At 37.6% G+C, this 14997-nt stretch carries 14 protein-coding genes; 11 read left to right on the top strand and 3 right to left on the bottom strand.

Annotated features, from left to right (window positions below; genetic code table 11):
- The first annotated feature begins 32 nt into the window (after positions 1-32).
- The 5 genes from F5ESL0260_RS07885 to F5ESL0260_RS07865 all read left to right on the top strand — a co-directional run bounded on the left by F5ESL0260_RS07885 (position 33) and on the right by F5ESL0260_RS07865 (position 4527).
- Entirely contained in the window at positions 33-1214 is a 1182-nt protein-coding gene (locus tag F5ESL0260_RS07885; protein ID WP_122026493.1) for an LCP family protein, read from the top strand.
- Positions 1215-1239: 25 nt separating this feature from the next.
- Positions 1240-1599, top strand: coding sequence for a hypothetical protein (locus F5ESL0260_RS07880; protein ID WP_046325509.1), 360 nt, complete (start codon positions 1240-1242; stop codon positions 1597-1599).
- 114 nt (positions 1600-1713) lie between these two features.
- Positions 1714-3261: an ABC-F family ATP-binding cassette domain-containing protein gene (locus F5ESL0260_RS07875; RefSeq protein WP_122026492.1), complete on the top strand. Its 1548-nt coding sequence runs from the start codon at positions 1714-1716 to the stop codon at positions 3259-3261.
- Between the two features lie 8 nt (positions 3262-3269).
- Positions 3270-4046 carry a threonine/serine exporter family protein gene (locus F5ESL0260_RS07870; RefSeq protein WP_122026491.1) on the top strand — a complete coding sequence of 259 codons (777 nt, stop codon included), beginning with the start codon at positions 3270-3272 and terminating at the stop codon, positions 4044-4046.
- A gap of 4 nt (positions 4047-4050) precedes the next feature.
- A complete protein-coding gene (locus F5ESL0260_RS07865; protein ID WP_046325506.1) occupies positions 4051-4527 on the top strand; it encodes a threonine/serine exporter family protein in 477 nt (158 codons plus the stop codon).
- Between the two features lie 175 nt (positions 4528-4702).
- Here F5ESL0260_RS07865 and F5ESL0260_RS07860 read toward each other — a convergent pair whose 3' ends face one another.
- Both F5ESL0260_RS07860 and F5ESL0260_RS07855 read right to left on the bottom strand, forming a co-directional pair.
- On the bottom strand, positions 4703-5413 hold the full coding sequence (locus tag F5ESL0260_RS07860; protein ID WP_122026490.1) for a C39 family peptidase: 711 nt from the start codon (positions 5411-5413) through the stop codon (positions 4703-4705).
- A 99-nt stretch (positions 5414-5512) separates the two neighbouring features.
- On the bottom strand, positions 5513-7090 hold the full coding sequence (locus F5ESL0260_RS07855; RefSeq protein WP_122026489.1) for a multicopper oxidase family protein: 1578 nt from the start codon (positions 7088-7090) through the stop codon (positions 5513-5515).
- A 357-nt stretch (positions 7091-7447) separates the two neighbouring features.
- Here F5ESL0260_RS07855 and F5ESL0260_RS07850 point away from each other — a divergent pair, with 357 nt between their 5' ends.
- The 6 genes from F5ESL0260_RS07850 to lacG all read left to right on the top strand — a co-directional run bounded on the left by F5ESL0260_RS07850 (position 7448) and on the right by lacG (position 13315).
- The gene (locus F5ESL0260_RS07850) at positions 7448-7993 is read left to right on the top strand and encodes a hypothetical protein (protein ID WP_122026488.1); all 546 of its coding nucleotides are present in this window, start codon (positions 7448-7450) and stop codon (positions 7991-7993) included.
- 101 nt (positions 7994-8094) lie between these two features.
- Positions 8095-8721: an LVIS_2131 family protein gene (locus F5ESL0260_RS07845; RefSeq protein WP_110446566.1), complete on the top strand. Its 627-nt coding sequence runs from the start codon at positions 8095-8097 to the stop codon at positions 8719-8721.
- Between the two features lie 171 nt (positions 8722-8892).
- A complete protein-coding gene (locus F5ESL0260_RS07840) occupies positions 8893-9771 on the top strand; it encodes a PRD domain-containing protein (protein ID WP_122026487.1) in 879 nt (292 codons plus the stop codon).
- Positions 9761-10114: a PTS lactose/cellobiose transporter subunit IIA gene (locus F5ESL0260_RS07835; RefSeq protein ID WP_122026486.1), complete on the top strand. Its 354-nt coding sequence runs from the start codon at positions 9761-9763 to the stop codon at positions 10112-10114. Before F5ESL0260_RS07840 ends, F5ESL0260_RS07835 begins: the two co-directional genes overlap by 11 nt.
- A gap of 19 nt (positions 10115-10133) precedes the next feature.
- Positions 10134-11879, top strand: a complete 1746-nt coding sequence (locus F5ESL0260_RS07830) for a PTS lactose transporter subunit IIBC (RefSeq protein WP_122026485.1) — start codon at positions 10134-10136, stop codon at positions 11877-11879.
- An 11-nt stretch (positions 11880-11890) separates the two neighbouring features.
- Positions 11891-13315, top strand: coding sequence for a 6-phospho-beta-galactosidase (gene lacG / locus F5ESL0260_RS07825; protein WP_122026484.1), 1425 nt, complete (start codon positions 11891-11893; stop codon positions 13313-13315).
- Positions 13316-13470: 155 nt separating this feature from the next.
- On the opposite strand, the gene F5ESL0260_RS07820 is transcribed toward lacG, so the two are convergent.
- Positions 13471-14994 carry an O-antigen ligase family protein gene (locus tag F5ESL0260_RS07820; RefSeq protein ID WP_122026483.1) on the bottom strand — a complete coding sequence of 508 codons (1524 nt, stop codon included), beginning with the start codon at positions 14992-14994 and terminating at the stop codon, positions 13471-13473.
- Between the last annotated feature and the right edge of the window lie 3 nt (positions 14995-14997).

Here is a 14997-nt window from a genome sequence, read left to right as displayed (position 1 = left end):
ATGGAAAAATACGAAAGGGATTAAATAGAGGAATGGATCCAAATTCAAAACGCAGAGAAGATTACCATAAAGGACATTCTTCTCTAAATCTTCATCGTAATCATGCTTTAGCAGAACCAACTAAAGTATTCAAGGGCAGCGTTTTCGCACGGATTTGTGGTATTGTGGCTGTTTTGGGTGTTTGCCTGGGTCTGGCTTGGGCAGCTCACATGTATTTTGCTTTGCACAGCGCAATTGATGGTGATAGTGGTAACTATGCCACATCTGCTCGTATTGCTAATAGGCAGCCAATCTCAGTTTTGATTCTTGGGGTTGATCAAGGACTTGAAGGAAGACATGATAAGGGCAACTCGGATACTCTGATTTTGGCTACTGCTAACCCGGCTAAGAATAAAGCAACAATGACTTCTATTCCTCGTGATACCCTTGCTAATATTTTAGGTGATCCGGGAAACAAGTACAATATGTTTCGGGTTAATTCAGCCTATGGAATTGGCGGCAGTTCTGCTTCTATGAAAACTGTATCGGCTTTAATTGGTGTTCCCATTCATTATTATGTAGAAGTTAACATGAAGGCGTTAAAAAGCTTAGTTGATGCTGTTGGCGGTGTTGATGTTAAAGTACCGTTTAAGTTTTCGTATGATTGGTGTGATTTCCATAAAGGAAAGCAACACCTAAACGGACGTCATGCTGTGGCTTATGTTAGAATGCGCCATGATGATCCGCGAGGCGATTACGGCAGGCAAATGCGCCAAAGACAAGTAATTACCGCAGTTGTCCACAAGGCTATCTCCGTCGATTCAATAGCTAATTACCGCAAGCTGGTTAAGATCTTTTCGAAGTATGTTAAAACCAATCTTACCTTTAATGATATGTTAGCCTTAGCTTTGACATATCGCGGTTGCTCCCAAAATATTTCAAGCGGTTATATTCAAGGACATGATGCTTGGATTAACGGTTCTTCTATTCAGGTGGCGTCTACCAAAGAATTACAGAAGGCCTCTGACAAGATCCGGACCAATCTTGACTTGGATAAAAAAATATTGGATAATGATGAAACGAAGCTCAACAGGCTAAATGAACAGAACAATAACATTAAATGGCAGGATCCAAGTCCGTTTACTAACTATCAGATTTACCGTTCAGTAGTAACTGATGAGTCAAGTAGCAGTTCGGGTGGAACTGGTTCAAGTGGGACTAATTTGGGTCAATAATTGTTCTCGGCAAAGGAGGATAAATATGCGTAAGCAATCTGTAATTTTAGTTGTTTATGGTGTGATATCAGCTTTTATTGCTTTTATTGCCGCAATTTTCATCTGCTTACGCACATTGCACTGGTCTTTACCGGTTGCTGTTTTGGTGGCTAGCATATTTGCCTTATTTTTCTTTGCTCTTTCATGGTTTCGGGGTCATGCTTCCGTTGAAATAAAGCGGATTGCTAGTAAATATCACTTATCTGATAAGGATTTAGCCGAAATTACGGGAATGAAAGCAAGTGATTTTCCAATATATAATAACAAGCTGCAATTAATCTTGCCTAAGCGCTATTGGCCAAAAATATTGGATGCCTTGCAGAAATATGAACAAGAAAGAATGTAAAAGTGGGCAACTGCCCACTTTTTTATTGCATGCGTTTACAAATTAAATTGATAGACAAAACAACTGCTTTACTTTTTACAGTACTACTTATCTTACTATTTAGGGAGATGCATAATGAGTTTATTAACAGTTAAAAATTTAGGACAAGGCTTTGAGGATAAAACTTTGTATGAGAATGCCAGTTTCGTTCTCAATAAAGAAGACCATATGGGTGTCACTGGCCAAAATGGGGTTGGCAAATCCACTTTGATTAAAATTTTAACTGGTGAAATACTGCCTGATGAAGGTCAAGTTAAATGGCAAAATAAGGTAGCAGTCGGCTATCTCGACCAGTATGCTAAATTGCAGCAAGGCGTGACAATTCGGCAGTTTTTGCGCACGGCTTTTACTCCTCTTTATCAAAAAGAACAAGAATTAAATTCACTTTATGAGCAATATGCAACTGAAGGATCTGATTCCCTACTCGCAAAAGCGGGTAAGCTGCAAACTTACTTAGAGGAAAACAACTTTTATAATATTGATACAGAAATTGAACGCGTTGCTTCTGGCTTAGGCCTAGCTGAGTTAGGGTATGATCATGATGTGAGCCAATTGTCAGGTGGTCAAAGATCAAAAATCATTTTAGCTAAATTGCTGCTGCAAACTCCGGCTGTTTTGCTGTTAGATGAGCCAACCAACTACTTAGATGTTGTTCATATTGATTGGCTGGTTGATTATTTGAATGATTTTGAGGGTGCTTTTATTGTGGTTAGTCATGATTATGACTTTTTAAACAGAATTGCTAACTGCATTATTGATATTGATCTGGGCACAATCACGCGTTATACCGGTACACTAAAGCAGGCAATGAGGCAAAAAGAGGCTAATCGGGATACTTACATGAAGGCCTATACTAACCAGCAACGCAAAATTGCTAAAACGGAAGCATACATCCGTAAAAATAAGGCTGGAACCCGGTCGAAAATTGCCAAATCACGGGCGCGCCAGTTGGCAAAGATGGATGTGCTAAATCCACCCAAAAGCAATCATAAACCGCATTTTGCATTTCCTTATGTAGCGACAGCAGCCAATTTACTTTTGCAAACACAGGATTTGGTAATCGGCTACGACCAGGCGCTGGTAAAAGAAGCTTTTAATTTTTCAGTTGGAAATAATGAAAAAGTTGCCATTACTGGCTTTAATGGGATTGGTAAAACCACGCTATTAAAAACGTTGCTGGGGCAATTAGCACCTATTTTTGGCACCTATAAATTATCAGAAACTGCCAAGATTGCTTACTTTAAGCAGGAATTGACCTGGACTAATAATAATATGACCCCTCTGCAATATCTGCAGGAAAATTTTGAACAGATTAAGCCTAAAGAATTAAGAAGCGCTCTGGCAAAATTAGGTGTTACCGCTCAGCAGGCAATGAGTCCTTTGAAAAAATTATCGGGTGGTGAACAAGAAAAGGTTAAACTGGCCAAAATGTTGTTTGAACCTGCTAATTTATTATTTTTAGATGAGCCTACCAATCATTTGGATCGCGACGCAAAAGATGCACTTAGGCAAGCTATCGTTAAGTTTCCTGGCGGAGTCATTATCGTTAGTCACGAACGAGACTTTTTCCAAGGTAACTGGGTTGACAAAACTATTGATATTGAAACGATGAATAAACTTTGAGGTGAAAAATGAGTGCTGAACAAAGTGAATTGTTTTACCAGGATTTACTCGATACCTGTTTAACTGCCGGTGAGCTAATGATAGAAGGGGGCAGTGAAATGTATCGGGTTGAAGATACAATGCTGCGGATTGCCAAAAGTGCTGGTGAACCCGATCCGCGAGTCTTTGTGGTGCCGACAGGCGTTTTTATGAGTCTCGACCACGGCAATTACTGTCAGAGTATTTTAGTACATGAACGCAATATTAATCTTGAGTTAGTTGACCGGATTAATTCATTATCGCGCGCTTTTGCGGATAAAAAAATCACTTTGCAAGAAGTTAAAAGGGAAGTGGATAAAATTGCCCACGGTGGTTTTCCCACATTTCCCTTATGGCTGCAAACTATTGGTGCTGCGGTTTTAAGTGCCACGCTGATGGTAATGTTTATGAATAATTATGATTGGGTTGATTTTCCGGCCGCAGCTATAGTTGGAGCAATCGGATTTCTCTCTTTTTATTATTTTAAACGTTTTACCAACGTTAAATTTTTGGCTGAACTGGTTGCTGCCCTGGTTATGACAGTTGTCGCAGCTGGATTAGTTAATCTTTTTCCCAAAATGATTATCGACAATATCTTAACTGGTGCTTTGATGCCATTAGTACCTGGTTTGGCATTGACTAACGCTCTGCGGGATTTGTTTAAGGGCGATATTCTTTCAGGAATGGCGAAAATTTGTGAGGCCTTGCTCACAGCCTTTGCGTTAGGCGGTGGGGTTGGTATTGTGTTAAAGTTTTTAGGAGCGTAAAAAAATGCCTTTTTGGTTAGAAATAGTAATTAACGTTGCCTTTGCTTATTTAGCTTCTGTTGGTTTTGCCCTAACAATTAATGTTCCGCGGCGAGTGCTTAATTTAGCTGGTGTGAGCGGTATTATTAGCTGGATTATCTATTGGCTGGCAATGAGAGCATCTATGGGACGGCTACTTTCAAACTTGCTTGGTTCTTTTGCCATTGGCATTTTAGGAATAGTTTTTGCCAGGATAAAAAAGTGTCCGGCTACTGTCTTTTATATTCCGGCAATTGTGCCCTTAGTACCCGGAGTTCCTGCTTATCAGGCGGTGCGAGAACTAACCTCGGGCAACTTGAGTGGAGCTAATGATGCAGTTTTAAGAGTAATAATAGTAACAGGCTCAATTGCTCTCGGGATGCTCTTATCAAGTATGTGTGTGGAAATCTTTTTCAGGATAAAAAAATTTTACAAACATCATTCGAATAAGTATAATAATTAATGCGAGTCGACAAAAACGCGAGATGCGTATTTGTGTGAGGACACCCGCCTTAAGTGGCAGGCACGGGAAGTGCTGGTGGTTGACCAACCTGATGTGAACAGAAGTAGTCACCTGTTATTAATAACGGGCCTCGATTTGAAAAAGAGCAGATTCTTAATTGAATCTGCTCTTTTTTCTATTCTAGATATAATGCCTGTTTTCCTTGCTGATTATAACTTTTCTCCAGGTTTTGCCACGAAACCTTTTTATTTTTAGTGCCAAAAGGATCATTTACGTAAACAATACGTGCTTTTTTGTCAAAGCCGGTAATAACACAAGCATGGGAAGATGGTGTTACATGAACTTCACCTTGAGCTGTTTGCCATGTTTGCATATCATTAACGTGATTAAAGTTTGTGGTAGTTATGATTAGCACAGGATGGCCATCAGAAACTAGTTTCATTACTTGAATAAAATCATGATTAGTAAAGTTTTTAATCCGATTAGTGTATTTTAGTCCTATTTGTTCTAAAGGCTCATTATAAACGCACCAGCCAGCATTTGCCTGGCTCATATAACCAACAAAACCTACATGGGGATTACCCCGGTATTTGCCATCATCCGTATAAGAAGATACATGCTTGATATTTTCGGATAAGTTTAGTTTATTTACCTTAATACCATAATACTGTAATAGCATTGACAAGGAAGTTACTTCGCAACCATTTGGCAGTTCCGGGTACTGGTTTTCCAGGGGAACATCCAGTTTTTGAGCGGATTTGAGGGTCACCCAATCATAGCGATCTTTAAAACTATTAGAATTAAGGCCGCTAAAAATTACACCTAAGAAAACGAGACCTAGGAATATCAATAAAATAGCTTTAATGGAAAATCTTTTCTTTTTCATAAAGCTATTTAAACATAGATTCTTTCTTAAAAGCAAAAAATCGTTCAAATTAATGAACGATTTTTGTAAAATTAACTAATTCTTTAGTGAAAGTAATAATTAGTGGTGAGTTGCGCCTGACAAAGCGTCAAGACTGTGATCTTCACCTTTAACTGCCATACCTTCAACGTCCATACCTGGGCAGAAGACTTCATCTTCTGGCACGCCTCTTTCTTCAGCAAAAGCCTTAGTCAGAGTTTCCATGTCCATCAAATGATATTTCTTGTCTGGGTGTTTTGGATCAACAATTTGAATTTGCGCCATCATACCAGCATCTTCGTGCTCGATAATGTGGCAGTGGTACATAAAGACACCAGTGTTTTGGAAGTAAACCTTTATGCGAACTGTTTCTTGAGGTGCTACTTCGATAGTGTCCTTATAAACGCCTCTTTCGTTTGGATATGGTTCTTTACCGTTACGTGATACAACCAGGAAGTGGGCACCGTGAGTGTGGAATGGGTGCAACATACCGTTAACTTTATCGTTAGTGTTAGTTACGTCCCAGTATTCAGCATTCATCAATTCCTGCTTCATATCAATTCTTTCCATTGAGAACAGCTTACCGTTGATCATGTTGTGGTTATCCATAGTAACATGAGGAACTGGTGAGTTAGGGTTAACAACTGGATCATATGGTTTGAATAAAGTATCAGGAATTACGCTGTCATCTTTTTCATAACTGTGAATTCTGAATTCAACCAGCTTGAAGTCGTCAGTGTAAAGGTTGACAACATCGCCTTCTTTATAATTGCTGAAATCAACAACTACTTGTTGACGTTCACCTGGTCCAATTAAGACTTTGGTCAATTTAACTGGGTGCTCCAAGAATGAGTCGTCGCCAGCGATTTGGGTCATTACCAAGTCATCGCTAAAGTGCAGGCGCCATTCACGACGGTTAGAACCACCTAAGAAGAGCAAACGTACTTTTTGAGTAGTGACATCAACGTATGGCCGAACAACACCATTGATGATTGGAGTGTCGCCAAAGATACCCATTGCGTTGTAGTCTGCCTTGTAGTCAAATTGGTTGTCTTCGTGGAAAATACGGTCTTGCAAAATAATTGGGAACTCGTCCTTGCCGTAAGTCTTAGGAATTGGCAACTTAGCTTCGTTGGCATCAGTAATAACAACGCCCATAGCTAGTCCCATCCAAACTTGCATGGCAGTTGATGGACATGGGTGAGCATGAAGCCAAGTCAAAGCTGCTGGTTGTTTAACTATGAAGTCAATGTGCTTTTCTTCACCAGGGTAAACCGGTGAGTGACAAGCACCATCGTTACCAGGACCTGAAAGTTCCATACCGTGCCAGTGGTAAGTAGTCAATTCTGGCAAGCTGTTCTTCAAAGTTACGTGAACATGTTGACCTCTGGTTAAAACCATGGTCTTACCAAGAACTGGGAAGTTGTAGCCCCATGTATGAGTCTTTTTCCCTGGCAAAAATTGGAAGTCGCCTTCTTGAGAATCGATTGTATACCAAACATCGTTATTTTCTTGTTTATCAGGTTCTAATACTGGAGGAACAATCAAAGGCTGAGCTTCAACGCCTTCAGGAATATGAAGATCTTTGTATCCCATTTCGTGGTTTTTATCAAAATCTTCAGAATTATAGAAATAATCTGTGTAAACTTTATCTGACATATTCGTCTACCTTTCAGTTAAAAAATTTAGTGAAAAATTTTTAGTTACATGTTAAATTTACTCTATGTGAAAACGCTTGTAAAGTAGATAAGTCTATGTTTTTTTGATAAATTTTTATAAAAGCGCTTTTGCAAAATTTTAAGGACTAAAGCGTTATTTAATATTTACAAAAATAGTGCGTAGCTTTCGTTTTCTTTCAACTAAATAATTGCAAAAATATTATAAAATAACTCTGAGCAGAAAAAATGTTTTTTAAAAATTATTTTTAAAAGAAATAAAATAAATTGTTTTTAAACCAAAATTTGAGTATCGTATAAAAGATGATAAATATTGATAAATTAGATAAGGATTTTTAACTTGAAAATAAGCTTAACAGATTTCACTACCAAAATAGAAAAGCAAGATTATATTGAAGACTTAGAAACTACTAAATATGCTGATGTCAGCAAATCCAAAACCAAATTGCGTGAACAGGCAGCTAAATTAATTAAGGAAACTAAAGCTGCCCTTAAGCATAACTCACTGAGTCATATTGCTCTTGAAATTACCGGTCAAAGACCCATAACTTTTGCGTTAGAGACCAATATGATCAACTTGCCATATAGTAATTATAAGAAGAATGCCAATTTTTTTGAAGAGGGCAAAAATTATCCGGTTGCGGTATACTTTGAAACGCAGTCGGAATATTTGAATGCATCGGGATTCCGAATTGATCAAATCGCGACAGAAGCAGAAATTGAACAAAATGAAACCGAAGTTGTTGCCAACTTAACAGATGCTATGCAGGAAAAAATAAAACAAGTACGTGAGTTCCAAAAGCCTGCTGCTTCTGCTAAAAAGAAGACCACTGTTAAAAAGCCTAAAACAAAAAAGTCACAAAAAGAAACAAAGTCTAAGAAATAAAATATCTGAGACTTAGTAGGTGAAAATTAATGCAAATTTGAACGTAACTATTCAAAAGGTGTTTTTTACCATATAATGGAAGAAGATGCAGGAGGTCCATTATGATTAGCTGGAATCTACTTGGAGTATTGTTATGGGTAGTAGTTATTCTTTATTTCGTTTTTGTTGTGCAAAACATTCGTAAGCGCCGCATCACAATGATTATTAAGAAGCACCGACAATTTAGCTGGCCCAATTTTTTGATAGATATCATTGAAGTAGCCGCTCTTTTAGTTGGAATTGTCTGGTTATTCGGCAAGACTATGCTGGATAACCCGGATCTTGATGATACGACTAAGATTAAGTCTCATATTACCTATGAACCGATTGTCATGAACCCGGGAGAAGGCAATTCAAGTTACGTTACAATTGATTCGAAAAAGAAAAGGATTAGTACCCAGACTTTCACTTATTACAGGCCGGGTAAAAAGATTAAAGTAGCCAGTGATTTCGCTACGGTGGCTTATGGTAAAAGTCCTCTGGATCTTAATGCGGCCAAAATTCCATACGACAAAAAGCAACTGCAGACAATGGACCGCAAATATCAGCGAGCTTACGTTGCTATTTACACCGCTAACTATAAAAAGGTCTGGCAAAATGGCATTGGCATGCATGCAGGACACAATGCTACTCGTTATTACTTAATTAGAATTCCAGATTCATCGTTTATCAGGGAGAAAGAAAAATAAAATAAATAAAGCGTTTGCATAATTGTAAAAGTGTGGTATGCTTTATCTGTGTTGAAAATTTAAGTAGATTGTTACTATCAAATTAGGCGAGACTACTAGTATAACTGATGAATTTTATTGTTCATCGGCTATTACTAGTAGTCTCTTTTTTTTGCAAAAAAGGAAGATGTTATGCGCCTTAAGAAGATTTTTAATAATAACAGCATTTTGGTTGATGTTGGGAAAGGACAGGAAGCTATTGTTTTCGGTAAGGGAGTGGGATTTGAACAGGGCAAAAATAGACTAGTTGATACTAAAAAAATTCAGAAAATATTTTATTTAGACAATAAGAAGGATAAAGAGTCGTTTAATTATCTTTTCCATAATATTCCTGCAGATATTATTGCAGCAGTTTTTGCAGTTATTGAAAATGCGCGAATCAGTTATCACTTTCAGGTTTATGATTCGATTTATCTCACCTTAAGCGAACATGTCAATGGCGCCTACAAATTACTGCTAGCAGGAAAATATCGGGAAAATGAAATTCCAGATTTAAGTGAAAAATATCCAAAAGAATATCAAATTGCAAACGAAGCTCTGGGAATTATTAACGATAAATTAGGCGTTGATTTTCCACTTTCAGAGGTTAAAAGTATAGCGCTTCATTTTATCAACAGCAAGATTCCTACGGGTATTGCCAAGCACGAAGGTAAATCAAAATATATTTTTAACACATCTAAACTAATTAATGTCGTTCTTAATGTCCTGGATAACAATAACATTTATCAAAATGGTAAAAATCGGGACAGCTTTAGACGATTTCTAATTCACTTGCAGTATCTGGCCAAAAGGCTCTGGCGTCCGCCAGAAAAAAATGAATCTATCGATAAAAAGATTGAATGTGACATGATCAAGGCCTATCCGCGATCTTACAAAATAACTCAAGAAATTTTTCAGGCTCTTAATGCTGAATTTAATTTTCAGCCGTCAGACGCAGAGAGGGTTTACTTTATCATTCACATTCATCAAATTTTAGGACCAAAAGAAAAGGAGAAAAAAGATGGCAACTAAAGAAGAAATTTCAATGGCCGGCTTTGAAATAGTCGCTTATGCTGGCGATGCGAAGACTGCGTTAATCACAGCACTTGATGAAGCTAAAAAAGGCAATTATGACAAGGCCAGAGAGCTGGTTAAAAGTGCAGACAGCTCTTTAAACGATGCTCATAATGCACAAACAAAACTAATGAGTAAAGAAGCTAGTGGTGAAGAAATGGAAACCACTTTTATCATGTCACACGGGCAGGATACTTTAATGACTACGATGTTGTTAAGGGATGAAGCTAAATACTTTATAGATTTGTATGAAAAGTATAATTCCGCTTTGAAGGAATTGGATGAACTAAAAAATAAGTAAATGAAAAAGGAGTTTAAAAATGAATGCTGTAATTAAGCAAATTGAAAAAGCACAGCCATTCTTTCAAAAAGTCGCCGCTAATAAATATCTGCGCGCGGTCAGAGATGGCTTTATTGCTTTAATGCCGATAATTATCTTTTCCAGTATATTTTTACTGATAGCTAACGTGCCTTTGATTTGGCACTTTGCCTGGCCAACCAAAGTGGCTAATGCATTAAACATGTTTTACAACATGTCCATGGGAGTTTTAGCACTGATGGCTTCTTCATCAGTCGCTAAGGCATTAACCGATTCGTTTAATCTGGATTTACCAAAAACAGATCAAATTCCAACTGTAGGCGTGCAGTTTACCGCACAGGTTTCTTTTGTCTTGGTAGCTGTTGATACTTTAACTGATAAAATGAACAACCTGTATTTTGCAGTTGCAATGATTGGTACCAAAGGACTAATTTGTGCCTTTCTGGTAGCATTTATAGTTCCTAATGTATACTACCAGTGTTTTAAACATAATATTACGATTAAATTGCCAGATGCTGTACCCCAAAATATTGCGGGAGCCTTTAAAAACATTATTCCTTTTGCAATTAGTACGTTTTTCTTCTGGATCTTTTCATTAGCTTTTAGAGCTGCGACTGGGACAAATTTAGCTGCCTGGATTATTCAAGTTTTATCTCCATTATTTACCGCAGCAGACGGTTATTTTGGTTTGGCAATAGTTTATGGTGCGATGGCGTTCTTCTGGTTTATCGGAATTCAGGGACCATCAATTGTTGAACCAGCGGTTACTGCCATTTATTTAAGCAATGTTGAATTAAACTTAGCAGCTTGGAAAGCTGGTAACATTGCAGGCGCCAACAGAATTTTGGCTCAAGGTACACAGTACTTTGTTGCTACTTTAGGTGGTACTGGTGCCACTTTAGTAATTACATTAATGTTTGCTTTCATGTCTAAATCAAAGGAATTAAAAGCAGTAGGCCGTGCTGCATCAATTCCAGTTTTATTTGGGGTTAATGAGCCAATTTTATTTGGTGCACCATTAATTTTGAACCCAGTCTTCTTTATTCCTTTCATTTTGACACCAATTGCCAATGTCTGGCTTTTTAAAATATTTGTTGATGTCTTCCACATGCCTGGCTTTATTTATAATCTTCCTTGGACTACACCAGGAACACTCGGCTTGATAATGGGTACCGGCTTTTCGATTGGGTCAATTATCTTAGCAATATTACTTCTAGTAGTTGATGTTGTGATGTACTACCCGTTCTTTAAAGCATATGACATGCAAAAATGTGCTGAAGAAGCAGCAAAAGTAACTAATGACACAAGCGATTCTACTAGTGCAACTGCTACTAATACCAGTACTGAACCAGCAGCTTCTGTTTCTGAAAGTAATACTAATAAAACTGCAAGTGAAAGCAAAATTCCACTGTCCAAAACAAAAGATGGTAAAAGTCTGAATGTGCTCGTACTTTGTGCTGGTGGTGGTACCAGTGGTATTTTGGCCAAAGCCTTAAACAAGTTAGCTGCTGAAAACAATTTGCCTTTAGCAGTGGCTGCTACTTCATTTGGTGCTCACCACGATTTGCTTTCAGGAATGGACATCGTTATTTTGGCGCCGCAAATGAATGCGATGAAAGATGAACTGAAAAAAGAATGTGATAAGAATAACGCTAAGATGATTACGACTACTGGTAAGCAATATATAGATATGACCCAGCACGCTGACAAGTGTCTGGACCTGATAATTGCTAATATTTCAGAATAAAGGAGATTAAAATGACTTTACTAAATAGAGTACAAAAATTACCTCACGATTTCGTGTGGGGTGGTGCCACTGCCGCTTATCAAGTTGAAGGCAGCACTCAAGTTGATGGCAAGGGCAAAACAATGTGGGATGATTACCTTGAAAAGCAGGGCAGATTTTCACCAGATCCTGCCAGTGACTTTTACAACCGATATCCAGAAGACATTGGGCTTGCCAAAAAATATGGTTTAAATGCTGTGCGCGTTTCAATTGCTTGGACCAGAATCTTTCCTGAGGGTTACGGTCAAGTAAATCAAAAAGGCGTGGAATATTATCATAAATTATTCAAAGAATGTCTTGATAACGGCATTGAACCTTACGTTAGCCTGCATCATTTTGATAGTCCTAAAACTTTATTTGATAATGGTGACTGGTTAAATCGCAAGAATATTGATTATTTTGTTGACTATGCCAAGTTTTGCTTTAATGAATTTAAAGAGGTAAAAAACTGGTTTACTATTAATGAACTAATTTCTTTAGCATATTCACAGTACATTGCCGGTACTTTCCCGCCAAACTATCATTTTGACGTTACTAGGGCAATTCAGGCTGAACATAATGAGTTAGTGGCACACGCCAGAGTGGTTAATTTATATAAAGAGCTGGGTTTACCAGGTAGAATTGGTCTAATTCATGTTATTCAACCAGTATATCCCATATCAACCAGCACTGAAGATAAACATGCAGCTAAATTGCAAGATGCGTTTTTGAATAAATTTTTGCTTGACGGGACGTTCTTAGGCTATTACTCAGACGATACCATGGCATCAATTAATGAAATATTGCAGTTAAATGATGCTCATTTGGATATTCAAGACGGTGACCTCGCTATTCTCGCTAAAGCTGCATCACAAAATGATATTTTTGGTTTAAACTATTATCAAAATCAGTTTATTAAAGCATATCATGGCGAAAGCGAAAATCACTTTAACGGTACTGGTGACAAGGGTACTTCTTCCTTTAAGTTTAAGGGAGTAGGAGAAACTGTCAAAAAGCCAGGGGTACCGACAACTGACTGGGACTGGAATATTTTCCCACAGGGTCTCTATGACACATTAAAGCGTATCAGTCATGATTATCCTAACTGCAAGACAATTTATGTGACTGAAAATGGTTTAGGTTATAAGGATAAATTTGTCAGCCCAGATAAGATTATTGATGACACTCCCAGAATTGATTTCATTGATCAACATGTCGCAGCCCTTTTAAAAGCTCGCAGTGAAGGAGTGAATGTCCAAGGCTATTTTGTATGGTCTCTGCAAGATCAATTTTCCTGGGCGAATGGCTACAACAAACGTTATGGTCTGTTTTATGTAGATTTCAAAACGCAGAAGCGTTATGTTAAAAGGAGTGCCTTATGGTTTAAAGAATTAGCAGATACAATGAATAAAGAATAAAATTTAAGCAACTAACTTAGTTTAAACCCCGAAATTGAATAAATTGCGGGGTTTTCTAATGGTCAGAAAATTTTTAAAAAATAAAAGAACTAAATCTGTTTGTGACAGTTAGTCCTTTATCTAAAATTAAAACTATGATAAATCTACATTTTACATTAATTGAATATTGCTATTGTTTCCTTTTTACGAACCTGAACTAATAGATTTCCTTCAATGAAGGCGAGAATAAAGCTGGCTGTCAAAAAGTCAACCACATTACCGGAAGAAAAGGCAGCGAGCAGGATGAAGCCACTGGCAACGATTAAGGAACTGACTAAATAAGTCCGTGCCGCTTTATACCTGAGCCACCTGTAAGCACCATAAATTAACACTGCCAAATATGGTCCAACATACAAGAGCATTCCCAGCCAGCCTAAGGAATATATTTGGGCAGTAAAATCTCGTTCTAAATTAAAAATATTGTTTTCTCGGATGTAAGAAATACCAAAAAGCTTGTCTAGTTTGTTGTTATTGGTTTTGACTACTTGATTAAGCATAGCCTTTTCAATTTGGCGGTTTTCCATGCGCGACTGGCCCGGTTCGTTCATAATTTTGAGCCAAAATTCCGGGTCATATTGGTAGGGATAGCTTTTAAAGACAAATTTGGGATTAAGCGCATATTCTTGATAATTTTTCTTAATGAAGTAACGTAAAAACTCTTTTCTTTTTTCGCCCTTAGGGTATTTTTGTAAACCAGCGGCTAATTCCTTTTTTTCGCCTGCTAAATCATGGTCAGACTGCTTGGCCAGATAAATTTCATAATTGTAACGCTGGATTGCAGGGCCGAAAGGCAATATCACTAGGGATCCTGCTTCTATTAAGACAGCAACTAAAAACGCTTTGCCGCCCTTTTTTACATCTTTAATCAGATATTTATGCAGGCCAAACAGGATGAGACCGATTATGATTCCGCCAATCAGACCAATAGCAGCAACTTTAGTGCCGATTTCAATCATTGCCAGAGCCTGCACCACATTTAACAAAATGGTATGCCAGTTAAATGAAGTGAAAAGATAGTAGAGCATAAGTGGCAACAACATAAAGAGAACGGCCGAAATCATGTTGGTAAAATTGAAGAAACCTTTAGAAGCCATGTGAGAATAACCGATATTGGGATTAAAGAACCATTCAAAAATGTTGGCGCTGATAGTTCCTGTTTCGTATGATTTCAGAGAAATGACGAAAAGGTTAGAAAGTACAATAGTGCCGGAAAAAAGTCCTGAAATGCCTTCAATCACCATTTGTAATTGCCGGAATCCAAAATCTAATTCATCAGTCAAATAAAGCACTGTTAAGGGTAATATCATTCTAATTAAATAGAAGATTTCTCCAATAGGGGAATAACCATAATTGTTGGGACTCACGCTGGTAAAATGCTGCACGTGCATTAAATGTAGTGCTGAATAGATGACTAACAGCATAATATAAATTAGCAGCCATTTTTCCTGTGATAGTTTCTGCCAAGAATTTTGCGAGCTAAAGTAAAGGCAAACCAGGCTCGCCACAGCCAAAATACGGATAATTGTAGGCAGTGTAAATGGTAAAATATTAGCCAGAGTGCCATGATAGAACCAATATAAATCTAGAAACGGTTGTATTAAAATGAACCAAAATAAAATGGTTCTTGCTTTTTCTTTCACTTT

Origin of the sequence: Lactobacillus sp. ESL0260 (assembly GCF_003692935.1) — a bacterium.
In the GTDB taxonomy this organism is placed as follows: Bacteria; Bacillota; Bacilli; order Lactobacillales; family Lactobacillaceae; genus Lactobacillus; species Lactobacillus melliventris.
The sequence above is the reverse complement of the archived record's forward strand: the minus strand, read 5'-3'. Positions and strand labels throughout refer to the sequence as shown.

What these genes read in the sequence shown, in the direction of transcription:
- F5ESL0260_RS07885 (WP_122026493.1), top strand. Translation starts at nt 33, where the DNA reads ATGGATCCAAATTCAAAACGCAGAGAAGATTACCATAAAGGACATTCT.
- F5ESL0260_RS07880 (WP_046325509.1), top strand. Translation starts at nt 1,240, where the DNA reads ATGCGTAAGCAATCTGTAATTTTAGTTGTTTATGGTGTGATATCAGCT.
- F5ESL0260_RS07875 (WP_122026492.1), top strand. Translation starts at nt 1,714, where the DNA reads ATGAGTTTATTAACAGTTAAAAATTTAGGACAAGGCTTTGAGGATAAA.
- F5ESL0260_RS07870 (WP_122026491.1), top strand. Translation starts at nt 3,270, where the DNA reads ATGAGTGCTGAACAAAGTGAATTGTTTTACCAGGATTTACTCGATACC.
- F5ESL0260_RS07865 (WP_046325506.1), top strand. Translation starts at nt 4,051, where the DNA reads ATGCCTTTTTGGTTAGAAATAGTAATTAACGTTGCCTTTGCTTATTTA.
- F5ESL0260_RS07860 (WP_122026490.1), bottom strand. Translation starts at nt 5,413, where the DNA reads ATGAAAAAGAAAAGATTTTCCATTAAAGCTATTTTATTGATATTCCTA.
- F5ESL0260_RS07855 (WP_122026489.1), bottom strand. Translation starts at nt 7,090, where the DNA reads ATGTCAGATAAAGTTTACACAGATTATTTCTATAATTCTGAAGATTTT.
- F5ESL0260_RS07845 (WP_110446566.1), top strand. Translation starts at nt 8,095, where the DNA reads ATGATTAGCTGGAATCTACTTGGAGTATTGTTATGGGTAGTAGTTATT.
- F5ESL0260_RS07840 (WP_122026487.1), top strand. Translation starts at nt 8,893, where the DNA reads ATGCGCCTTAAGAAGATTTTTAATAATAACAGCATTTTGGTTGATGTT.
- F5ESL0260_RS07835 (WP_122026486.1), top strand. Translation starts at nt 9,761, where the DNA reads ATGGCAACTAAAGAAGAAATTTCAATGGCCGGCTTTGAAATAGTCGCT.
- F5ESL0260_RS07830 (WP_122026485.1), top strand. Translation starts at nt 10,134, where the DNA reads ATGAATGCTGTAATTAAGCAAATTGAAAAAGCACAGCCATTCTTTCAA.
- lacG (WP_122026484.1), top strand. Translation starts at nt 11,891, where the DNA reads ATGACTTTACTAAATAGAGTACAAAAATTACCTCACGATTTCGTGTGG.